General features: G+C 46.0%; 18 protein-coding genes. 11 read left to right on the top strand and 7 right to left on the bottom strand.

All coding sequences use genetic code 11. From position 1 onward, the window contains the following. The first annotated feature begins 136 nt into the window (after nucleotides 1-136). Entirely contained in the window at nucleotides 137-769 is a 633-nt protein-coding gene (locus QUA97_RS07015; protein ID WP_194012195.1) for a L,D-transpeptidase, read from the top strand. Nucleotides 770-830: 61 nt separating this feature from the next. Here QUA97_RS07015 and QUA97_RS07020 read toward each other — a convergent pair whose 3' ends face one another. From QUA97_RS07020 to QUA97_RS07030, 4 genes are all read right to left on the bottom strand, one after another. Continuing rightward, the gene (locus QUA97_RS07020; RefSeq protein ID WP_333194098.1) at nucleotides 831-2,699 is read right to left on the bottom strand and encodes a tetratricopeptide repeat protein; all 1,869 of its coding nucleotides are present in this window, start codon (nucleotides 2,697-2,699) and stop codon (nucleotides 831-833) included. A gap of 65 nt (nucleotides 2,700-2,764) precedes the next feature. Further along, nucleotides 2,765-3,907 carry a Uma2 family endonuclease gene (locus QUA97_RS07025; protein ID WP_333194100.1) on the bottom strand — a complete coding sequence of 381 codons (1,143 nt, stop codon included), beginning with the start codon at nucleotides 3,905-3,907 and terminating at the stop codon, nucleotides 2,765-2,767. Further along, the gene (locus tag QUA97_RS28275) at nucleotides 3,907-4,122 is read right to left on the bottom strand and encodes a YgiT-type zinc finger protein (protein WP_370589076.1); all 216 of its coding nucleotides are present in this window, start codon (nucleotides 4,120-4,122) and stop codon (nucleotides 3,907-3,909) included. Before QUA97_RS28275 ends, QUA97_RS07025 begins: the two co-directional genes overlap by 1 nt. After that, nucleotides 4,118-4,285, bottom strand: coding sequence for a DUF433 domain-containing protein (locus tag QUA97_RS07030; RefSeq protein ID WP_194067130.1), 168 nt, complete (start codon nucleotides 4,283-4,285; stop codon nucleotides 4,118-4,120). Before QUA97_RS07030 ends, QUA97_RS28275 begins: the two co-directional genes overlap by 5 nt. 69 nt (nucleotides 4,286-4,354) lie before the next feature. Between QUA97_RS07030 and QUA97_RS07035 the strand changes: the two genes are divergently transcribed. From QUA97_RS07035 to QUA97_RS07075, 9 genes are all read left to right on the top strand, one after another. Further along, entirely contained in the window at nucleotides 4,355-5,161 is an 807-nt protein-coding gene (locus QUA97_RS07035) for an ABC transporter ATP-binding protein (RefSeq protein WP_333194102.1), read from the top strand. A 179-nt stretch (nucleotides 5,162-5,340) separates the two neighbouring features. After that, nucleotides 5,341-6,078, top strand: a complete 738-nt coding sequence (locus QUA97_RS07040) for an ABC transporter ATP-binding protein (protein ID WP_333194105.1) — start codon at nucleotides 5,341-5,343, stop codon at nucleotides 6,076-6,078. Further along, nucleotides 6,075-6,947 carry an EamA family transporter gene (locus QUA97_RS07045; RefSeq protein WP_333194107.1) on the top strand — a complete coding sequence of 291 codons (873 nt, stop codon included), beginning with the start codon at nucleotides 6,075-6,077 and terminating at the stop codon, nucleotides 6,945-6,947. The genes QUA97_RS07040 and QUA97_RS07045 overlap by 4 nt, the downstream gene beginning before the upstream one ends. Nucleotides 6,948-7,096: 149 nt before the next feature. Beyond that, the gene (cobN, locus tag QUA97_RS07050) at nucleotides 7,097-11,020 is read left to right on the top strand and encodes a cobaltochelatase subunit CobN (RefSeq protein ID WP_333194109.1); all 3,924 of its coding nucleotides are present in this window, start codon (nucleotides 7,097-7,099) and stop codon (nucleotides 11,018-11,020) included. 75 nt (nucleotides 11,021-11,095) lie between these two features. Beyond that, complete coding sequence (locus tag QUA97_RS07055) at nucleotides 11,096-12,628, top strand: hypothetical protein (protein WP_333194111.1); 1,533 nt, start codon at nucleotides 11,096-11,098, stop codon at nucleotides 12,626-12,628. Nucleotides 12,629-13,414: 786 nt separating this feature from the next. Further along, nucleotides 13,415-14,158, top strand: a complete 744-nt coding sequence (locus QUA97_RS07060) for a hypothetical protein (protein ID WP_194067104.1) — start codon at nucleotides 13,415-13,417, stop codon at nucleotides 14,156-14,158. Between the two features lie 494 nt (nucleotides 14,159-14,652). Further along, on the top strand, nucleotides 14,653-15,573 hold the full coding sequence (locus tag QUA97_RS07065) for an NAD(+) kinase (protein ID WP_194067105.1): 921 nt from the start codon (nucleotides 14,653-14,655) through the stop codon (nucleotides 15,571-15,573). A 340-nt stretch (nucleotides 15,574-15,913) separates the two neighbouring features. Continuing rightward, nucleotides 15,914-16,945 (top strand): type I glyceraldehyde-3-phosphate dehydrogenase, encoded by a 1,032-nt coding sequence (gap, locus tag QUA97_RS07070; protein ID WP_194012510.1) that lies wholly within the window; start codon nucleotides 15,914-15,916, stop codon nucleotides 16,943-16,945. Nucleotides 16,946-17,074: 129 nt separating this feature from the next. Further along, nucleotides 17,075-17,440: a DUF1823 family protein gene (locus QUA97_RS07075; protein WP_333194115.1), complete on the top strand. Its 366-nt coding sequence runs from the start codon at nucleotides 17,075-17,077 to the stop codon at nucleotides 17,438-17,440. A gap of 250 nt (nucleotides 17,441-17,690) precedes the next feature. On the opposite strand, the gene QUA97_RS07080 is transcribed toward QUA97_RS07075, so the two are convergent. The 3 genes from QUA97_RS07080 to QUA97_RS07090 form a co-directional block, all read right to left on the bottom strand. Further along, complete coding sequence (locus QUA97_RS07080) at nucleotides 17,691-18,407, bottom strand: GUN4 N-terminal ARM-like repeat domain-containing protein (protein WP_333194117.1); 717 nt, start codon at nucleotides 18,405-18,407, stop codon at nucleotides 17,691-17,693. 234 nt (nucleotides 18,408-18,641) lie between these two features. Continuing rightward, nucleotides 18,642-19,217 carry a hypothetical protein gene (locus QUA97_RS07085; RefSeq protein ID WP_194012440.1) on the bottom strand — a complete coding sequence of 192 codons (576 nt, stop codon included), beginning with the start codon at nucleotides 19,215-19,217 and terminating at the stop codon, nucleotides 18,642-18,644. A 284-nt stretch (nucleotides 19,218-19,501) separates the two neighbouring features. Further along, complete coding sequence (locus QUA97_RS07090) at nucleotides 19,502-19,711, bottom strand: hypothetical protein (RefSeq protein ID WP_194012439.1); 210 nt, start codon at nucleotides 19,709-19,711, stop codon at nucleotides 19,502-19,504. A 975-nt stretch (nucleotides 19,712-20,686) separates the two neighbouring features. Here QUA97_RS07090 and QUA97_RS07095 point away from each other — a divergent pair. Next, nucleotides 20,687-23,332 carry an AAA-like domain-containing protein gene (locus QUA97_RS07095; protein WP_333194120.1) on the top strand — a complete coding sequence of 882 codons (2,646 nt, stop codon included), beginning with the start codon at nucleotides 20,687-20,689 and terminating at the stop codon, nucleotides 23,330-23,332. The last annotated feature ends 213 nt before the right edge of the window (nucleotides 23,333-23,545 follow it).

A 23,545-nucleotide genomic window follows, 5' to 3' on the forward strand; every position in this document is an offset into this window, starting at 1 on the left:
GTGAAATGGAAACAAAAAACTGGGGCGCATTTACAGTCAAAAATTCAGCTCGAAAATTTGCATATCGGGTGCAGTTGGCGGATAATTGGATAGCAGCTTTGTAGCAATTTCTAGTGAGGAGTTAAGCGAACAAAAAATGGTGAACAGCAAATTTTTATTTAACAAGTTAATTGTGCTGAGTTTGAGTGCGGCGGCGCTGTCTGTAGCCTTACAGCAGCAGGCGACTGCCCAATCTGTTGCAAATCCAAGCAATAGTGCCGCCACTGAGCGCTCAAAATCTGAGGTAAAATTGCCGAATCTCGCAGCCCCAGAACTGCCGCCCCTGGGCGAATCTTTGCAGTTTATTCCCCAGGAACCAAAGGCTGTAGAAAATCCCGTTGAGGAAGTCCGTTTAGTGCTGAGATTGCGAGAACGCCGCGTCTATGTTTACCGCAAAAATAAGGTGCAAGCGAGTTTCCCGGTTGCTGTCGGGAAACAGGGCTGGGAAACTCCCACGGGCAGCTTTAAAGTCATGCAAATGATTAAAGATCCTGTTTGGGAACATCCTTGGACGGGAGAACTTGTACCCGCAGGGCCCGACAATCCGCTGGGGAGTAGGTGGATCGGGTTTTGGACTGATGGTAAGAATGTGATCGGTTTTCACGGGACTCCGACTCTAGAGTCGATCGGGCGAGCGGCTTCTCACGGTTGTGTCAGAATGTTCGACAAAGATGCCCAAGCTTTATTTGAGAAAGTCGCAGTTGGTACGTCTGTGATTGTTGAGAAGTAATCGTAGTTTCCGTAGGGGCGGTGCCAAGAGTGCCCGCCCTGATTTTTCAAGATTACGAATATCAAATAGATTGCTGGTATTTTTCCAGCAATTCTGGGATGTAATCGTAGCCATCAACGCCGATCGCCGGAACGATCTTCGATCGGCTTTTGGCCAAAGATTCTTTAAAAGCTTCAGGCCCCATTTGTCCCCGCAAAATTGTCAGCAAACCAGCCGATTGCCGCCACTCCACCGCCCCAATTTGCTCCAAAGTATACATCCCCAAACAGCCAGCAAATATCGCTTGTTCTAGTTCATTCAAGCTGTAATAAGCTTGAGCCAAATAAGCCAAATTCAGACCTTGCAAATACAAATCGCCCGAAAATTGGGCAGCTTGCCAACCTTCAATCAAATACTCGATCGCACCTGCGGGATTTTCCAGAGCAATTTTAGCAATTCCGAGGCTGCTAGAGCAAAAAGCTTGACTTTGGCGATCGCCCAATTTTTCTGACAACAACAAACCTTGCTCCAAATAGCCGATCGCACTCTCATAAACCTCCGGTTCCACCTCCTCCAACTGCCGCGCCTGAAACACTTCGCTGTAGCCCAAATTAGCCAGGGCATTTGCCTCACCTTGCCGCTCTCCCGCTTGTCGTGCCATAATTAAAGCCCGCTGGCTGTAATTAATCGCTTCCTGATAATTTTTTTGAGCAACATAGTTGCGGCTGATGTGATTGAGATTAGCAACTTCGCAAGCTTTATCTCCTTCGAGACGGGCAATTTCCAGCGATTGTTTGTGCAGTAAGATCGATCGCTCGTAGGCCCCCGCCGCCTGCATCGAATAACCCAAAAGCGTCAGAATCCGAGCTTTCGCTTGAGTACCTTCAACACGGCGCAGCGGTTCGTCTAAATAATCCAAAGTATGGCGCAGAGCTTTACCGTCAAACGAAGCAAAAATCCCCCCGTAAAGCGGAAAGTATTCCCGCACAGAAAAAGCGCGCAAAATTTGCAAAGTTACTTGAAAACAAGCATTAGCCAACTGTTCCCCGCTCTTAGTAGAATTATTAAACCCACTAGCTAGCTGGCTCCAAATTACCGCAAAAGTAATGTAAGTAGAAATTGAAGCTTTTGTGGACACCTTGGAATCGTAAACTTGCTTGTCAAACCATGTCGCCAAAGCCCGTTGCAAACACTGCAAAATAATCGCCAATTCCACCAATGTACCAATTTCTACATTAGATTGCTTGGCTGCAAATTCAACTATAGATTCACCGATTGAAATAGTCTGCAAAAGAGCATGAGGCCAAGGACTGTTAACCTTTTTTGCCCAAAAAGCCCAAGGCCCATTTTGTTCGGGACTGCCAGCGAATCCTAGCTGCTGCGGCTGATAAATCCAACCGACGAGTTCCGGTTCCAACCGCTGCCAAGATTCTAAACCTTTGGCAATACCGGCGGTAATTTGCTGCAAATCTCGCTCGGTTTCGGGATTAGTTGTTTGCAGCATTTGTTGGTGCAGGGATTTTGCTAATTGCTGCAATTGAGCGAGAGTCAGCGGATGTTCTTTATTGGGATCGATTACTTGCAATAAGGCGAGGAGGCGACTGTTAGATTCGGCGGTAATAATTTGTTGGATGGATGATGCGATTTCGCGATCGACTCGGTTATCTTTCTGCCAGCGCTCCCACTCTCCTTGGATAGTTTTTAGCGCTCTGAGGCTGCGATTTCCCTTTGCTTGTTTGATTTCGTCTTTTTCATTTCTTAGCAGGTTTTCGGTAGCGTCAAGGCGTTCGCCGAAACAGCGTTCAAAGATTTCGCCGGTGCCGGCAGCAATGTCTTGCACCAGCATTTGATAAACTTGTTCTTTCGAGCGAATTTGACCTTTGAGGGTGATTTCGACAATTTTATCGATCAGTGCTAGGTAGCGATCGCGCAATGAGGTAGATTCTGGCATAATTTATTTTTAGTTAATAAGTTTTTATTGAGACAGCAGACAGTATTGCAGGCTGCTACTTCATTTTACAGCTCGTCTGGATTAATGCCCATTGCTCGCAGGCGATCGGCCAATTGATTTGCCCGATACTTTTCCGATTCAGCACGCTGTCTTTCCGATTCAGCCCGCTGTCTTTCTGATTCAGCCCGCTGTCTTTCCGATTCAGCTTGCTGTCTTTCAATTTGAGCTTGTTGCCTTTCAAATTCGGCTCGTTGGCTTTCCAATTCAGCTCGTTGGCTTTCCAATTGAGCTCGCTGTCTTTCAAATTCTTCAGGAGTCAGAACCAAATTCCCATTAATATCGTACCAGCGCAGCCACAACCTTTCATTTTGCAGGAAAGCACCTTCCCACAAACCCAAACTTAACTGTATTTCGGGTATCCAGAATCGAGAACCTGTTAACAATTGTTCGCGGTAACGGTTGCCAATTAAGCGAAATACTCTCAATTGGTTGTTGTATTTGCTAAACACAAAATAATAGGGAATCTGCAAAATTCTCTCGTAAACCTGCCACTTAGTCGGCGGTTTGTTTGGTGCCGATTCTGTCAGCCCCAAATCTTCATCTTCCGTACCGGGTGACAGAAATTCGATCGCAATTAAAGGATTGACTGCTTCGTCCCAAATCACGTAACTTTGGCGCAAGTCTCTGTCTTGGTAAAATCTCGAAACGCCCACAACTAAGTACCAATCTGGTCTTTTGTACCAATTGAGATGGTTGGAGTCGTAGTATAGATTGAGATCGCTGGCCGAAAATACGCGATCGGGCGGATAATTGGGGGGAATGCAGCTATCGCACAAAAGTTGTGCTTGCCACCGGTGATATTCGTCAGGCAAACCGGGTTCCTCCGGGTCTTCACTAGGTAGATCGTACATCGTCGGCAGCACTTTTGTTGGGGAAGATTGCGGATCTGGTACGTGCATCGTCATAAGATTTCCCTGGCGAGACGGCTTGAGGAGATTGAGGCGGTACGGCAATGAAGACATTATAGCGGTTTTCCATTTCTGCGGAGTGCTGCAAATGGCGATCGCGCGATCGGGAAATCTCGAATTTAGGGCGACAATCGTATCTTCCCAAACCAACCAAAATTTATTTACGTGTAACTTTAGGTGGGAATTTTGATATATGAATCCGGCATTTAATTCTGCTGGTGAATAGCAAAAAAACGGCACTAAATTTCTTTAATAACTGCTGCATCGTAATAAATCATACCGCAATCAATACAAATCTCAACGGGCGTGTTAGGAACTAGCAAGTATTTACCTTGATGCCTGTAAAGGTAATTGATTTTACGTTCTTCATAACTGTTACTACCAGGTATTGCATCGGATTTCTCCCCTGAGTTTATCCTCCTTATCCCGGATTTCGGATTCTCAATCGACCTAATTCATTAGACAAGCTTGAATATCTTCTCTTTCTAGCCACGAATAGCCTTCGAGAATCGTTTCAGGAATGTCGCCAGCCGCTAACATTCCTAGAATATGCTCAACTGCCAGTCGGCGACCCCGGATAATCGGTTTGCCGTTAAATATTTTGGGGTTTACGGTGATTCGTTCTAAAAGTTTTTAAGCATCCATAATTTGAGGCATAATTAGATAATCACTATTCTATCATATTTGATGATTGGCGAACCACTTACCTTATCACAAAGCAATCCCGTCTTAGAAGCCCAAGGATTAACTCGCCGCTTTGGCGGTTTAGTGGCTGTAAATGACGTATCTTTCACAGTTCAAAAACACGAAATTTTTGGATTGATCGGCCCTAACGGCGCTGGCAAGACTACTCTGTTTAATGTAATGACTGGACTGATACCTGCTTCTGCTGGCAATCTAATTTATCAAGACGAAAATATTTCTAAATTGCGGCCTTATCAAATTGCGAATAAAGGTATTGCCAGAACATTTCAAAATATTAGGTTGTTTGGCGAACTTTCTGTGTTGGATAATGTGGCGATCGCCCGACACATCCACAGCCGATCGCCAAATCCGGTTTTATCGCTCCTAGCGGGGATTTTAGCCTTACCAGAGTCTAACGCAAGGGAGCGCCAAACCCAGCGGAAAGCGCGGGAATTGTTGGATTTGGTCGGTTTGGGCGATCGCGCGGCCGAACCAGCCAAAAACCTGCCCTACGGCGACCAGAGGCGCTTAGAAATTGCCCGCGCCTTAGCCCTAGAACCGACAATATTGCTGTTAGATGAACCGGCGGCGGGGATGAATCCCAGTGAAAAGCACAAGTTAAGTGAATTTATCCGGGAAGTGCGGGAACAATTCAATTTAACTGTAATATTGATCGAGCATCACGTACCGCTGGTGATGGGATTGTGCGATCGAATTGCGGTTTTTAATTTTGGTCAGCTTATTGCTTTGGGCGAACCTGCTGTCGTCAGGAATAATCCTGCTGTAATTGAGGCTTATTTGGGAGATTAAAAATAAAAAATTCAACCGGTTTCACTGGTTCCAAGGCTCTGCCTTAGAACCGATATCTAGAGGCTCTGCCTCGTTTAGTAACAGGAAAAATCGAGGCAGAGCCTCGCTTATCTGCGTTACCAGGCAGAGCCTTGGAACGAGTAAACGAGTAAGATTATCAACAAATCAAGTTACAAAAAATGCACCTAACCCCACTAAAAACTACCGAAAATATCCTCTTAGAACTCAAGAATCTCTGTGTAAATTACGGCGGAATTCAAGCCCTGCAAAATATTCATCTGACAATTAATGCAGGCGAAGTTGTCAGCCTCATCGGTGCTAACGGTGCGGGAAAAAGTACCGCACTCAGGGCTATTTCTAAAATAGTTAATTTGCGCCAAGGACAAATTATCTATAACGGCCGCGATATCAGCCGCCGCCAAGCCCACGAAGTGGTGAAATTGGGCATCGCCCACAGTCCCGAAGGGCGCAGGGTTTTGACGCAGCAAACAGTCTTAGCTAACTTGGAATTGGGGGCTTACGTGCGATCGGACTTTGCGGCAGTCAAAGCCGATTTAGCCCGCCAATTCGAGATATTTCCGCGCTTAGCAGAAAGGCGCACTCAACTAGCTGGAACTCTCAGCGGGGGCGAACAGCAAATGCTGGCGATCGCCCGCGCTCTGATGTCGCGCCCCAAACTGCTATTATTAGACGAACCCAGTTTAGGCCTAGCACCGGCGATCGTCAAAGAAATTTTCACAATTATTCAAAACCTGCGCTCCACGGGCGTTACAATTCTATTGGTAGAACAAAACGCGAATTTAGCACTGCAAATTGCCGATCGGGCTTACGTACTAGAAGCTGGTAAAATTACCCTCACAGGTATAGGATTGGACTTGCTAAACGACGAGCGAATCAGGAGCGCATATTTAGGTTGACTTGGTTAATCTTTGGAATTCTTACCGCTTTTTTTGAAGCAATAAAAGACGTTTTCAGCAAGCACAACCTGAAAAAAAACGATGAATACGTAGTAGCTTGGTCGCTAGCATCTTTTTCAGCCGTATTTTTAACTCCCTTGCTATTTTTCATAGAAATACCCCAATTAAATCCGCAACTAAACCCGCAATTTTGGATAGCTTTGTCAATCGGAGGAAGCATCAACGCAGTCACAGCTATCCTCTACATAAAAGCCATCAAACTCTCGGACTTATCCCTCACCGTCCCGTTAGTAGCTTTGACACCCTTATTCATGCTGCTAACCTCACCGTTAATTGTCGGCGAATATCCCAATCTTTTTGATTATATCGGAATTTTTCTCATAGTCACAGGCTCCTATCTATTAAACATTAAAGAAAAATCTCAAGGATACCTAGCGCCCTTCAAAGCATTGCTGCACCAGCCCGGGCCAAAATTAATGTTAATCGTAGCATTTCTCTGGAGTATCACATCAAACTTTGATAAAATAGGCGTGCAGAACTCCTCCCCAATTTTTTGGTTGTTCTCTTTATTTACGACTATGAGTCTTTTATTGCTACCAGTTTTACTCAACAAAACCCCTAACCCCAGCCGCAAAATCATCAAACACTTACCGCTGCTAGCAACCATGGGTTTTTTCAATGCTTTAGGAGTCATTTTTCAGATGCAAGCTTTAACAATGACTTTAGTCGTGCAAGTAATAGCAGTTAAACGTACCAGCGTATTAATGGGTGTACTGTTCGGTCATTTCATTTTCAAAGAAAAAGATATCCAGCAAAGATTGTTAGGATCTGCTATCATGATTGTGGGAGTTTTCTTGATCACATTATGAATTTTATATATTCGTAGTGCGGAATTCATTCCGCTCCAAATACGATAACTAAAGTCCTCACTACAAACATCTTTTTTCGTGTAATACTTAAGTAAGAGCTTTTGTATCTAAAAATTGTAAAAATTTAACTTATTATAGAGGAAAAAATAATGCACAAAATAGCAGCCACACCCGGAGGTTGGAACCCTCAAGCAGAAGGAGTAATTTTTATTCAACAAACCCCAGCACCAATAGTATTTATTAGTGCTGCTGACACCGACATTCAAACACTCGCGGCCGCCTCCTCCAAAATGCCGCCAGAATTCCCCAAAGTGCGCGCCGTAAACTTGCTTCAATTGCAGCAACAATTAACCATAGATACCTATGCAGAGGAAATTTTAGAACAGGCGGAGGTGATAATTTTAAGACTATTAGGCGGGCGTTCCTATTGGTCTTACGGATTAGAAATTCTGCGGGAAACGGCGCAGAAAACTAATGCAGCATTGATTGTGATGCCCGGTGAAAACAGTCCAGACCCCGATTTAATCAGCCATTCCAATGTATCGCTGTCAGCAGTCGATAGACTGTGGCGCTACTTCACCGAAGGCGGAGTTCAAAATTTTGTTAACGCCCTCAAATTTACCGCCGATACTTGTTTGAAAACTGCTTACAATCCGCCTCTTCCTCAAACAGTTTCCCGCGTTGGAATTTACGATTGGCGGGGAGGCGGTGAAGCGTGTTTAGAGATTTTACAACCAGATGCAGAACCCCCTAAATCCCCCTTATTAAGGGAGACTTTGAGTGCTTCCGGCTCCCCCCTTAATAAGGGGGGCTGGGGGGGGGTTCCAGATTTACCATCACAAACTAAAGTCGGGATTTTATTTTATCGCGCTCATTACTTATCAGGAAATCTCGCACCTATTGATGCACTTTGTCAAGCTTTAACAGAGCGAAACTTAGTGCCAGTTCCCGTGTTTGTATCTTCGCTGCGGGAACCAGATTTGCAAATAGAATTGCTGGAACATTTTCAACCCAAAGACTCAGAACCAATTCAATTACTCATCAATACAACAAGTTTTGCAGTCTCCGGTTTCAGCAGTCCAGAACCCGAACAAAACAGTTTAAAATCCTTAGATGTTCCTGTATTGCAAGCAATCTTCAGCGGTGGCGGTTTGGAACAGTGGGAAACACAATTACAAGGACTTTCGCCCCGCGATGTGGCGATGAATGTAGCATTGCCAGAAGTAGACGGAAAAATCATTACGAGGGCTGTTTCTTTTAAAGCCGTACAGACTTGGAACGATGAATTAGAAACAGATGTGGTAGGCTATGTCGCAGCGGACGATCGCATTTCATTTGTAGCAGATTTAACCGCGAATTGGGTAAAAATGAAACAAACCCCAGCCGCCAACAGACGCATCGCCATTATTCTCGCCAATTATCCCACCCGCAACGCCAGATTAGCCAACGGAGTCGGCTTAGATACGCCCGCTAGCTGTGTCGAAATCCTCAAAGCGATGCAGCAAGCCGGTTATCTAGTTGAAAATATCCCCCCTAGCGGTAATGAGTTAATTGAACTCCTGACTTCTGGCGTGACAAATGACCCGGAAGGACGCGAATTACAGCCTGTTCGTCAATCTTTGGATTTAGCAGAATATCAAAAATACTTTGCTAGTTTGCCGCAGGAAGTACAGGATGGAATTTGCAATAGATGGGGGTTGGCAGAAGGTCATACACAAGGTAGGGACACGGCAATGCCGTGTCCCTACTTTCCGATTCCGGGGATTCAGTTTGGCAATGTGTTTGTGGGAATTCAACCATCGCGCGGATATGAAATTGACCCGAGTTTGAACTATCACGCACCGGATTTAGAACCTACCCACAATTATCTAGCTTACTATTACTGGCTGCGAGAAAAATTAGGAATTGATGCGATAATTCATGCGGGAAAACACGGCAATTTAGAATGGCTTCCCGGTAAAAGTATTGCACTATCTAACAAATGTTATCCCGAAGTAGCATTAGGCGCGATGCCGAATTTTTATCCCTTCATTGTCAACGATCCGGGGGAGGGTTCCCAGGCAAAAAGACGATCGCAAGCCGCGATAATCGACCACCTGACCCCGCCGATGACTCGCGCCGAACTTTACGGGCCCTTGCAGCAATTAGAAGCCTTAATCGACGAATATTGCGAAGCCCAAAGCTTAGATCCGTCTCGATTACCGATGATTCGCGATCGCATTGTAGCCCTCACCAACCAGGAAAACTTAGATAAAGACTTAGGAATCCAGCTAAATAAATCAGAATTTACCGAATTTATCACCCGTACCGACGGCTATCTTTGCGAACTCAAAGAATCGCAAATTCGCGACGGATTGCACATTTTTGGTCAATGTCCCCAAGGGCGACAGTTGAGAGATTTGATAATTGCGATCGCCCGCCATCCCACCAACGCGCGATCGGGCATAACCCGCGCCCTAGCTGAAGACTCAGGCTACGATTTCGACCCCTTAACAGCCGATCCAACGTCGATAATTCAGAACCGTACAGCGGGCGATTTAACAGCAGAACTCGAAGAAAAAGCCGCTGAATTAGTAGATAATTTAATCGAAAATATCCGCGTTTCTCCGCGCTTATCTGCCGTTGCTAATTTGGAAATTGGAGAAGCGACCCAACTAGAATTAGACTGGATCGAAAACTATCTTTTGCCTTTACTCCTCCAAACAAACCAAGAAATTACTAACCTGTTGCGCGGACTAGATGGGCGGCACATTCCCAGCGGCGCATCCGGCGCGCCCACTCGCGGCAGACCCGATGTATTGCCCACCGGTCGCAATTTTTACTCCGTAGATATCCGTGCCATACCAACAGAAACCGCCTGGAGAGTTGGTCGAGTTGCTGCGGAAACTTTAATCGAAAGATACACTCAAGAAAACGGCGAATATCCGAAAACTTTGGGTTTGTCAGTGTGGGGAACATCCACCATGCGGACGGGGGGAGATGACATCGCCGAAGCCTTAGCACTAATCGGAGTTCAACCGATTTGGGATGGGCCTTCGCGCCGGGTTGTAGATTTTGAAATATTGCCTGTTGCTGTTTTGGGGCGGCCGCGCGTTGATGTTACTTTGCGAATTTCTGGTTTTTTCCGCGATGCTTTTTTTAATTTAATTGATTTGTTTGACAGTGCGGTAAAAGCTGTAGCAAATTTAGAAGAACCTGCCGAAGATAATCCTTTAGCAGCGCAAGTTAAACAAGAGATTTTGGATTGGGAAGCGGCGGGTTTGAGTCGGGAAGATGCAGAAGTGCGATCGAAATTTCGAGTCTTTGGTTCAAAACCGGGGGCTTACGGCGCGGGACTTCAAGGCATAATTGAAGCTCAAAACTGGACAGGCGACGGCGATTTAGCAAAAGCTTACATTAATTGGAGCAGTTACGCCTATACTTCCTCTAGTTCCTCAAATTTGCAGGGAGATGTTGCAGGAGTTAAACAAAGTGAATGGGGATGTTGTGCACCGGAAGCATTTGAAAAACGCCTCGGCGAAATGCAAATAGTTCTGCAAAACCAAGACAACCGCGAACACGACATCCTCGACTCCGACGATTATTATCAATTCCAAGGCGGAATGACGGCGGCAATTCGCAATTTGCAAGGCAAAAATCCTGAAACCTATTTCGGTGATAATTCGATTCCAGAAAATCCGAAAGTGCGAAAACTGAAAGAAGAAATAGCGCGGGTTTATCGCAGCAGGGCGGTAAATCCGAAATGGATTGAAGGGGCGATGCGCCACGGTTATAAAGGTGCTTTTGAAATTGCGGCAACGGTGGATTTTTTGTTTGCTTACGATGCGACGGCAAATTGTGTAGAAGATTTTATGTATGAAGGAATTGCAGAGGCTTACATTTTTGATGAAAAAGTGCAGGGATTTATCCAAGAAAACAATCCTTGGGCGCTGCGGGATATGGCGGAGAGATTGTTAGAAGCTCGCCAGCGGGGATTGTGGCAGAGTGCTAATCAGGATACTCTTGATAAATTGCGATCGATCGCCCTGCAAGCCGAAGCAGTCATCGAATCTCAGACAGAAATACGCAATTAAAGGCGCGATCGCACCGAGAGAATTTTGACTGTTTGCGGTAATATCTACTAATGTTTCGCCAACGGTGAAAGCTGTATGATTCGCCGCTATATTGCTATCCTGAGCACTAACATCTTAAAACTTACCTGCGCCGCCGCAGCCGCGATCGCCCTAACAGCCGGATGTTCGCAGCCCAACCCGCCCAAAAACTCCGGGGCATCTCACACCACCGAACCGGCAGCCCTAGCAGAGCCGCCAAGCTCTGTGTTGGCTCGAAACCCCAACAAAACCCAAAAATCCCTCAGCGCTGCTTCCTGCACCCAAAACGACCCATTTGCGGAGTCAATTAGCTTTGCCACCCAAGCTTCTAATTTGGCTCAATCAGCCAATTCCAAAGAAGACTGGGACGAAGTAGCAGCCCTGTGGGTGCAAGCCGTCGCTTGGATGCAAGCGGTTCCCCCCGGCAGTCCCCGGCGGGCGTTTGCCGAGAAAAAAGTCATCGAGTACACAAAAAACCTGGTGTATTCGCAACAGCAAGCGGGCCGGGCCCGATCGCAAGCCGCCAGTACAGTTAGTTTCAGCAGCGATTTGCTCAACGAACAACTAGAACTTTACCTATCCTACGTTGCGACTGTCGGGCCGCCAGATGTTTTGATTGTCGGCAGTTCCCGCGCCTTGCAAGGCGTCGATCCCAAACAGCTAAAACAAGCTTTGGCGGGTAACGGGCGTCCGGGCTTAAAAATATTTAATTTTGCAATCAACGGCGCAACTGCACAAGTAGTTGACTTTCAACTGCGGCGGCTGTTGAAGCCGGATTATTTGCCTCAAATGATTGTCTGGGCCGACGGCGTGCGGGCATTTAACAGCGGCCGGGACGATCGCACTTTTAATTCAATCGTCGATTCACAAGGCAGCCAACTTTTAGCAACAGGCATTCGTCCCAAACTCCCGTCTGGTGAACCCAACGTGATTCCCCGATGTTACAAATTCCCGCAGCCCTGTGGTGGTGGTGGCGGCGGTGGCGGCGATGGTATTTTCCGCAGAGCTCAGGCAGGAGGCGGGGAAGAGGCGAGCCCCACAATCAAATTCCTCTCTGGTGGAACGGAAATCTTGCCCGTTGTCTATGATGCAGCGCAGCCGACAACAGTAGCAAGCAGACAAGTCAGCGCACCGGCAAATGCGATCGACTCCAACGGATTCATGGCCCTATCGGCGCGCTACAATCCCAACACCTATTATCAAGAACGCCCCTACGTTTCAGGTATGTACGATCGCGACTACGAAAACTTCAACCTCGGCGGAAAACAAGCAGCAGCCTTTAACTCAGTCGTAGCATTTACCAAAACGCGCAAAATCCCCCTAATTTTCGTCAATTTGCCCCTAACCGACGACTACTTAGATCCCGCGCGACTGCAGGCAGAACAGCAGTTCCGGCAGCGAATGCAGCAACTCTCGCAGCAACAAGGCTTCGCTTTCCGCGACTTGTCCCAGCGGTGGCCCGGCCGCAACGACTTTTTTTTCGATCCAAGCCACCTCAACCGTTTTGGGGCGATCGCCGTTTCTCGCCTGCTAGCATCCGATACCAGCATTATCTGGCCGCGCCCCAAATCCCGAATCAACGACGGGTGAAGGAAGAGGGAAGAGGGAAGAGGGAAGAGGGAAGATGGAAGATGGAAGGCTCTCTTGGATTCGTGGTGAAAACTGTATTTTACAGCACAAAATCTTGGCAATCTAATCGCCCAAACCCTTACCCTGAGAGATATAAGCTAGATAGATCGTTGGATGGCCAGAAGAGCCGACTAACACATTCAGGCAGGTTGAAATATAGACTATAACGGTATTATGTACCTGAGAAATCTAATTTTTATTGATGTACTCTAATTATCAAAGTGCTTCAGATAGATAAAAAGCCATTAGTAGTCTCAGTATAATTTACTGAAAAATGGGAAATACTGAGTATTGAATTGGTAGTTTTGACAGTTTGCTAACCAGTAGTTTTACAGAGGGCAATAACAAAAAAATTAAGTTACAATTTTTTCAGGTTATAACAGTGCCTCTACTCTTTTTTATAACCCACATTCGGCACGTCAATTTGTAGTATGCTAAGTAATACGACAATTGTGAGTTATTTAAAGTTTTGTTTGCGTACAAATACTTAGGTTCTTCTGTTTTTATGTTTGCAAAACTACCAACAAATGTAATAATTACATATTACATCTTGAAGTGCGGAAGGTGGGTTATAAAGTCCCAGTCGCCATCGCATCACCCTGATTTCAATTGACTGATTGCCATTGATTTTAGGAGGCTCTAAGAAATTTATGGTTAGGGATAAACCCCCATTCATTTTTTTTGAAGAGATTGAACTCGGCTATAGCTAAATTTAACTACTCACTTTTTGTTGACAGGAGAATTGAGATGAAAGACCTTCTTCGTATAATTGAAAAAAAGAATCAGGAATTTGCTCAATTGCCGTTTTTCGAGTATATGAAAGATGAAAGTGTTGAACCTCGGCAAAAACTGGCATTTGCGCCAGTGATTACCCCACTGGCATTGGAGTTTAGCGAGTTGTGCAAGCGGGTTTTGCGACAGGAGCCCACGACAAACAAGATTCAAGAAATAGTGAATCGGCACACTCATGAAGAACATTTTCATTGGCAATGGCTGCTGGAAGACATGGAGAAGATGGGCATAAATTATTCCATGCCGTTCAGCGATGTTGTACGATTCATTTGGAGCGATCACACCAAGGTATCTCGCTCCATGCTTCCTCTGTTTGAACGCTACACCTACCAAGCCGATCCGATCGTGAAGCTGGTGGCGATCGAGGTTTCTGAAGTCACAGCCAATGTTTTTTTCGGGGCAACCAATCCGGTGGCAATGCAACTGCAAGCGATGACTGGACATGAGTTCCGCTATTTTGGTATGTGTCACAATCACATTGAAAATACCCACACGCTCCATACTCCAGCCTCTTTGCAAGCCATCAGAGAAATTGAAGTGTCAGAGGAGATTCGCCAACAAGCGATGGAGTTGATTGATGTCGCCTTTGACTATTTTGCAGAACTAATCAATGAATTTTTGGTTTACAACAAAACTCATTCCTACGAAAATCCGTTTGGCAAAGCGGCTCTTTCAGATCGCTCGTTGAGCGCCGTCTAATTTATTGCCATTGGTCAGTTGTTGTAGCGATGGTAGAGGGGATAACGCTTCTCTTCTACCATCGTTTTTCATTAGTATTATGTTTGTTACAAAGTCTCTCTTGGATTGGTGGTGCAAACTGTACTGTATTGCACAGGACAAAATATTCGGAATCGAATCGCCCAATTCCTTACCATGAGGCATATAATCTATATAAAGCACCGGATAGCTAGGAGAGCCAGATGGAAGATGGGGAAATGCAGTCATAATAATATTTCTTCCCGGCTTTCTCCTTACCAGGCACATCCGGGTAACGCAGCTCCACAGGCTCTGCCTCGCAATGCTCAAAAATAGTTTAAAATCTAACCTGATGTCCAAAACCAATTTGTGCGATCGAACATTTTAAGATATTTCAATCAGCCTAAAATCTCACAATCAAAAATCCAAAATCCATAGATTGTGAGTTCACTCTAAAATCTCACAATCCAAAATCCAAAATCTAAAATAGATAGGTTGTGCAACTAAAACAAGTAATTATCGCCCACAAAGCCCGAGACATCATGAGCCAGCGGTGGGCAGAACAATGCGCCCGCCAGTTAGAAAGTCGCGGGTGTCAAGTTTTGATGGGCCCTAGCGGCGCGAAAGATAATCCGTATCCGGTGTTTTTAGCTTCTAGTAACAGTCCCATAGATTTAGCCGTGGTTCTGGGGGGCGACGGTACGGCCCTGGCTGCAGCGCGGAATTTAGCTGCTGACGGCATCCCGATTTTGGCGGTGAATGTGGGGGGACATCTGGGTTTTTTAACTGAATCTTTTGATGATTTCCAGAATACTGACGAGATTTGGGACAGACTGGCCCAAGACAGATATGCTGTGCAGAAGCGGATGATGTTGCAGGCGGCAATTTTTGAGGGAAACAGAACCAATCTCGAACCCCAGAGCGATCGATTTTTAGCACTCAATGAAATGTGCATTAAACCAGCTTCTGCCGATCGAATGCCTAGCTGTATTCTAGAAATGGAAGTTGACGGCGAAGTAGTCGATCAATACCAAGGCGACGGCTTAATTGTGGCAACTCCCACCGGTTCGACTTGCTACACCGCCTCCGCCAACGGGCCGATTATTCATCCCGGAATGGATGCGATCGCAGTTACTCCAATTTGCCCTTTAAGCTTATCGAGTCGGGCTGTAGTTTTGCCGCCCGGTTCAGTCGTCAGCATTTGGCCCTTAGCAGATTACGAACTCAGTACAAAACTCTGGACAGACGGCATTTTGGGTACTGCAATTTGGCCGGGACAGCGCGTAGATGTGCGGATGGCAGACTGCGAAGCCAAGTTTATCATTTTGCGGGAAAACTATTCTTATTACGGCACTTTGAGGGAAAAACTTCAATGGGCAGGAGCTAGAATTAAGTACAGCAATAATCACCGCAATTAATCTACATTATTAATGTAGCAAATATTTGAAGTATTAAATTTTCGTTGTTAATCGGTTTTTGCTTTGAGATAAATCTTTGATTATCACTTTCCTTTGATTGCAAAAACGCAATTGTGAAAAACAATCTGCGCCTGCTATCGTTATAGAAAATTTACAATTATGGATCGTCAGCCATCAGCCCTTAACCTGCGGTGATTTCAGGATGAATTGCACCGAAACGGAAGCCGAAGTCAGAATCCTTAAGATATAGAAAAGAATCAGTTGTCAAAACAGGCAAGCGTGGTAAATTCTAACCCACACTAGGCGATCGATTAACGATATTTTCAAGAGGAGTTTAACAATGGCTGCATTAAAAGTCGGCATCAACGGATTTGGTCGCATCGGACGGTTAGTCATGCGTGCCGGCATCAAAAACCCCAACATCGAATTCGTCGGCATTAACGACTTAGTTTCGCCAGAAAACCTGGCTTATCTTTTCAAATACGACTCTACCCACGGAATTTATGACGGCGAAGTTGAAGGTAAGCCAGACGGTATCATCGTTGACGGAAAATTTATCCCCTGTACGTCAATTAGAAATCCAGCCGAATTGCCTTGGGCTAAAACAGGTGCAGATTATGTTGTAGAATCTACGGGATTGTTTACAGATTTTGAAGGCGCATCAAAACACTTGACGGCGGGAGCAAAACGAGTAATACTTTCAGCACCGACTAAAGACCCGGAAAAAGTACCAACATATCTAGTAGGCGTCAATCACCACAAATTTGATCCGGCAAAAGATACTGTGGTTTCTAATGCTAGCTGCACTACGAATTGTTTAGCACCAATTGCCAAAGTTATTAACGATAACTTCGGTTTGGAAGAAGGTTTAATGACTACTGTTCACGCGATGACTGCTACTCAGCCTACTGTAGATGGGCCAAGCCAAAAAGATTGGCGGGGAGGACGAGGCGCGGCTCAAAATATTATTCCATCTTCGACTGGTGCGGCGAAAGCTGTTACTTTGGTATTGCCGGAATTGAAGGGAAAATTGACGGGAATGGCTTTGCGAGTGCCAACTCCTGACGTTTCTGTGGTGGATCTTACTTTTAAAACGAGTAAGGAAACTAGCTACAAAGAAATTTGTGAGGCTATGAAAAAAGCCTCGGAGGGCGAACTGAAAGGCATTCTTGGATATACTGAGGATGCGGTGGTTTCGACGGATTTTCGGGGCGACGCGCGATCGAGCATTTTTGATGCAGGTGCGGGACTTGAACTGAATTCTACGTTTTTTAAAGTCATTTCTTGGTATGACAACGAGTGGGGTTATTCTTGCCGCGCGATCGATTTGATGCTGTCGATGGCCGAGAAGGACGGTATTTTGAGTAAGTAGTATTGTATTGTGGTTCGGCGGGGCGATCGACTGCTAGCACTAATCAATGCAGGTTTTCCCGCGCTGAACCTACTATTTCGGTAGACCGCTATAGGTTAAATTGTTGTTATTTGCGATCGCACTTTAATCATGTCAGAATTACCGCTACTCAATCACGAAACTATTTGGGCTATCCTCAACGAAGAAATGGACGATGCTGCTGTCAACCGCTTAGTTTGGCTGTATCTGGGCTACCGCTGGGATGCCGAGACTGGGGTGTGGAATAATGAAAATGTTGCACCGGAATGGTGCCAAGATTACCCGCAACCGCCGGATTTTATCGATTCTAGGCCTGCGACGGTGAAATTGACGCGATCGACCCCTCCAGAAAACAAGCAGTTACTGAAGGAAAAATTGGGGTTTAAGGGCTATAAAATTGGGGAATTCGGGCCGAGACAGACTCGCAGGGCGACGATGGCTAATTGGTTGATGGGTTTTATGGAAGCTGGGGTGTAGATGGAACTATATTTTTTGTTGAAAAGTGCGGTAGCCAGTAGGTGTAAAATTTGCAATGTGGAATTTTGAGGCTGTCATGTAGATGCTGCAAGAGTTTGATGCCTTTCGAGCGAAAAATCGATTAGCGCGGCCCCTATTCTCTTCACCCCTCCACCTCTGCGATCTCTGCGCCCTCTGCGGTTAAATCTAAAAATTCCATCTCCCCGCTAACTATCGCGGGCCGGCGATCGTCCAGCCCGCCCCAAACCCTTCACTTCACCCAAGCCCGATGACCCATCAACGCCGCAAACGGCCGCACTCCCCGCAACTGATTTGACAGCGGCAAATGACCCCTAGGCGCGCTCAAATCCCAAATAAATTCCTGCGGGTAGCGCGTCCAATTATTCCCCTTCTTCCAGCCAATTAGCGGCCACAATTTATCCCAATTCTTGCCCGAACTCATCCAAATTTCGCGCTGCACCGAAAAGCCAAATTTACCTTCGGAATGAACTTTCCACAGCACATTCATTGTTTGCAAATCCGCCACCGGCAAACTCTCAACTTGCGTAAAATACAGCCACTTTCTTTGCAAAGCTGTGGAGCCCGCCAATTCACAAAGCTTCTCTAATGTCAAGCGATCGGCTTCTTGAAATTCCTGTAGCGCCAATAATTGTTGCAGCGGAGTGTAATCAATGTTAGAGTCCGATCGCAGTGGCACAACTCCAGTCGGAAAATTCGCCTGCAAAAACTCCGCAGCTCTCGGAGAGTCAGCACTGAAAAGAATTTGGTAAGCCTTACCCATTACCGCCGTCGGTTCCTCCGACTTGCGCTCTAATAAAAATTCCATCAATACGTCCCAACCGGCATCTGCTATGTGTTGTTGCAGCAGTTGCAGTTGAGCTTTTTCCGAACCAGACCTCAACTGAGAGCGTAGTTCGGCTGTATCGGCCGCCGAGTCTAAAGGAGAAGTAGAAATCGAGTCAGTCATGGGAAACTATCAGCTATCAGCTATCAGCTATCAGCTATTAGCTGAAGCCCTGGTTTTCCTCCATTGTACAACGGTACTGACTTCGATTCACTTCTCTGTACTCCGATGGTTGCTCGTACCTTCGCGCCCTAACTCCGCCCCCGGCCAAGTCGAGAGTCGGTGGCGGCAATCGCAACCGCCCTTTACCATCTGAAATTGGCGATCGCTCCCGTGCAAAGGAATTTCTTACCCAGCTTAGTCGTCCACGATCGACACCCATGCAGAGAAAGAAGGCGGAAAATAGTTGATGTCATATTCGGAATCTTCCCACTCTTTGACCCAAAGCGGTACAACGCCGGGGCTAGGAGTTGCCGCAAAAATTCGGTCTTTCGATTCGATCGAGTGAAATAGCTGTTTCAAAGTATCTCCCCGATCCAAAGCTTCGCTGAGGATGTCGTCCAAGTCAGGATCGACCCGTTTGACGCGGTTTTTGTCCTCCTCATCCAGCCACAGAAATTTCAAAGACTTGAGATCCCTCGGACTGAGAATGCTCTTGTAGTACACGCGCTTGAGGGTCGCTACGGGTTCTAACGAACGTTCGATCCGGCGAATTTGCTGAACTCGCAGGTAGTGCCATTCCGCTAAACGCTTGCGTTCCGAAGGCGCGAGAGTTCCCTTCCCGTTTGAGTGTTTGTAGTCATAGTTAATTAAACTGCAAGCCATATTTGCCAGCAGGTGAATTAACTGTTTTTCTTTGGGTGTCGCCTGACGCCTTTCCTGGGTTCTGGTCAATACCCGCTGTCGGCGGGTAGTTTCGAGAATATTTTCCATGGGATTTTTAAGATATGAAATACGATTGTGCCCGATCCGAATCCCGAACATCAGAAGGTAAGGAAGTCCCGAGGTCGGGAAACTCCACAGACAGACTCGCCTCACCTCTTTATTTTCTCATTGACCGTTCTTGGAAGCTGACTCCAACCTCCGAGATTGATTAGGTAGACTGATATTCGCGATCGACTTTTGACCGCCTCAAGCCGAGGCGGTTGCGACAACAAACACCACAACCACAACTACGATCGCAACCGCACTGCGGGCCAACCACACAATATCGCCAATTATTTCCTGCCTTTACCCGTTTTGACCTCTTCCTGGTCCCCATCCTCATTCGTTCCAGTGTAGTTGAAGTCGGGATGACTCCCGGAAACCGTCAAACTGCTGGCTGTTTTTGGTTGTGGGACGATCGCAGAAGCGCTGGCGCTACCTGCCTGGAAAAAGCCGACGCCCGCCGAGGCAATTACCCCTAATACTAAGATGCTGTTTTTCATGTTCGATGACCCTGATTTCCGTAGATTGGCACTTTTTGGCTAACCCGATCTTTCAGAAGTGGGTTGATGCAATAGCCCACTTGTCTTCTGATAAATCTACCTGCCATAATCAATTCAGACAGGCACACCCGCTTGCGATCGAAAACGCCAAAAGTGACGTGTTACTAATGTCCACGATCATCCACCAACCTGAATTTTTTGGGTAGTGGGGCTAAAGCCATCAGGGCGTCGATCCATCAGGGAGTTATGTCATCAGGGTGCTCATCTATCGGGTAGTTAATTCATCAGGGCGCATCTTCTACAATTAGCCACAGACTTAGCTTTTATAGTTGAGCGAGTGGTTGGCTGGCACTGACAATGCCTTTAAGAATTAAACTTTTTGTGGATTCATTCCAAAAAGTTTTTCCTTAAAAATCCCCGCGCTCATCGAAGTCGGGGGAGTGTCAGCAGCATGGAATTCCATGCTATCTAAGTCAACAAAAAAAACGCAGATTAACGATATCTCCCACTCAAGCAGTCCTCAGCCAAATGCTGAGGTTTTTTATTGCTACTCATTGCTGAGCCTTTTTTTTTTCTGCATTCGCCAGACGGAGCAGAAGGCAGAAGGTTGACGGCATTGCAGTTATGAGTTTCCCTGGCAATATCATACCATCGGGTGAATTTTAAAGTATTATTGTCAAAAAATATGAACTTAATGCCGTTTTGATGTTTTCAATCCCATCGAGCCCCAAAAAATAGATATAGTTATAATTTATGTGAACCAATGTAAATAATCGGATCTGGGAGTCCGATCGCCCGCCCAACCAGATTTGAGGTCAACAGTTGCAAAGATACGGTAAAGATTGAGCAGCAGAAAGTTTAGTTAGTAGACAATAGAGAAAGAGGCACAAAAATTTTCCACAAGAGTAAGCTGGCAATAATAATTATTGTAATTTGTAACCTTTCGATCGCACAGTATAGGGGCGCAGGATCTTGATGAATTCCCAGATGACAGCATTGGTCAACTCAACCTACCAATATCAAGTCGGAGGATATTTGCCTGCCGGTGCGCCCACCTATGTCAGGCGACCCGCAGACAGCGAACTCTACGAAGGACTCAAAGCCGGACAATTCTGCTACGTGTTGAGTTCGCCACAAATGGGCAAATCCAGCCTGCTAGTGCAAACAGCCAAAAAGTTGCAAGCAGAAGGTACAGTTTTTGCCGCCATCAACTTGAAAAGCATCAGCAGCCCGGATATCTCCCCCCAAAAGTGGTACGGGGCGATCGTACACCGGATCGCCAGCAGTTTGCACCTCACAAACAGGTTTGATGCCATCAAGTGGTGGAACGATCGCGAACTGCTGTCGCCAGCGTACCGATTAGAGATATTTATCGAAAAAGTTTTGCTCAAGTCAGTTCGGCAAAATCTGGTAATCTTCATCGATGACATTGACAGCACTAGAAACCTAAATTTCAGTACCAAGGATTTTTTTGCCACGATCCGGGCTTGTTACTCCAAGCGGGCAGAACAACCCGAATACGATCGCCTGACTTTTGCAGTTTTTGGAACAGCCGCCCCGTTAGAATCGATCCGAGATTCAAGCTGCAACCCTTTTAATATTGGAAAATCGATTAATTTAAGTCAATTCCAACTCGAAGAAAGTTTTCCACTAGCAAAAGGATTGGCACTCAAAGCTTTTCGTCCCCAAAAAGTGCTCCAAGAAATATTAGTTTGGACTGGCGGTCAACCGTTTTTGACTCAAAAGCTTTGCAACTTGGTACTTGAATACGGGTCTTTTATTGGCCGAAATTGCGAAGCCCAGCAAGTCAAAACAATACTCAAACATCGAATTATTAAAAATTGGGAAGAATGGGACGAACCCCTACATTTGACAACAATTCGCAGACGCATTTTCCACAGTCGCTGCGACCTCACCAAGCTGTTAACCTGCTACCAGCAAATTTTGCGACCGCCAGACCAGACAAAACCAGCAGAAGCGCCGGGATTAGCGGCAGATTACTCTGCCGAACAAATAGAATTGCAACTGTCAGGACTGGTTGTTAAAGTTCAGGGTAAATTAAGAGTTGCCAACCTAATTTATCAGTCAGTTTTCAATCAATTCTGGGTGGAAAAAGAATTAGGAAATCTGGCACCCTACCGCGAGGCGCTGGCAGCGTGGCTGGCTTCCGATCGCGAAGATGAGTCGCACTTATTGACCGGAGAAAGTTTGCAGTCAGCCTTGGATTGGGCGGCGAACAAACAATTAAGCCAAGAACACTATTGGTTTTTGCATCCGGGAACTTTTCAGGAAAAACCGACCATCATTGTCGCACAAGTTGCAGACCGCAGTCCAGAAACCGATGCAGACAGCAGCATTCTCACCCCGCCCTCAGATACTGTTCAATCCGGCAGCAACGAACAGAGATTGTACGATCACATCGTCTTCTGCGTGGAAACAGAATCCCCTCCGCAGGTAATCGAGCGGTTCCGCAAGCTATTTATCGACGGTATGGGCTATCCCGATCGCTCCATTGAAGCAACTCTGTACAATATAATCTCCGTCAAGCGATCGGATCGGAACTTTAAATATATCCTCCACCGCTGCTGCTACATCCCGATCAACCGCTGGCAATTGCACTCGCAGAACAAATTTGCGATCGCCAACCTAATAGATTTATTTAAACAGACTTCTCCCCGATTCGGGATGGAATTTTACATAGTCAAGCGCTTGCAAGAACAAATAAAATTCTTTACTAAAAGTCAAGAATTCCAGACCTTAGAGCGTTTAGTAAAAGCCGTAGAACAAGACCCGGAAGCCGAGCAACAAAATAGTCGTTACCCCTTGGGTCAATTGATTTATCGGTATCCTTATTTGTACGGGCATTCTCTGCTGAGTAAGGACAGCGTTGAGGAAGACCAGCAAACAATCAAAAAACTAGAAATTCAAAGATTGCGAAAATTTGAAAATAATTTATCTCAATATTTAAATTATTTGGTTGAGCCGAGAAATACAGAGATCGGCATTGTGGAACCTGCGCCTAATCCCACACTTTTGAACGACTCAGAACTGCACTTAGCTGTTAGGGAGTTTGTCGGAAAAGTGGCAGGCGAGCGCACCCACAAAGAATCGGCTCAGTTTTTCTTAAGAGATGCCAGACAAACTCCATCTTACAGTTCATTCAAAGTTGATTTGTATGAATATTTAATCTCGGCAGTGGAGCCAGAATACGGTGGTCGTCAATTTAATGACCGCTTGTACAAGTACATCAAAAATACATTTTCAGAAAGCGATTCGGGGAAATTAAATAATATATTGTTAGCTCGGACTTGCAACCAATTGTTCAACTTTTTAGTAGTGGAAAATTCTCAACATCTCAGTCACTACGTTTTTTACGACTTGGTGTACAACCTCGGCCCCAGCCGGACAATTGCTTTAATGCTCAAAATCCTCCTGCTTTCGGGCAAAGTTAAGCCTGAGTTGGAAAAGCGATTGTCTATTTTGTTCAATCACTATGAAGGTAAAGCTTCTGATGAAATTATGTGGTTTATAAAATCCTTAGAAAATTTAAATGTGGCTTTGGCGGTGAATTTTGGCAAGACGGATTTGTCGTTGGTCAAAAAGCATCTTATTTTGAATTAAAAAATAACTATAGCCTTTCTCAGAAAGATGAGATACTATGCGGGATTGGGCCTAGGGCATTGGGCGGGCCTAGGGCATTGGGCATAGGGCATTGGGCATAGGGCATTGGGCGGAGCGAAGCGGAGGGATTGGCCCGCGCAGGGCATTGGGCGGAGCGAAGCGGAGGGATTGGGCCTAGGGCATAGGGCATAGGCCTCTGCGGGCATACCTCAT

Source organism: Microcoleus sp. CZ3-B2, from assembly GCF_036705055.1.
Classification (GTDB): Bacteria; Cyanobacteriota; Cyanobacteriia; order Cyanobacteriales; family Microcoleaceae; genus Microcoleus.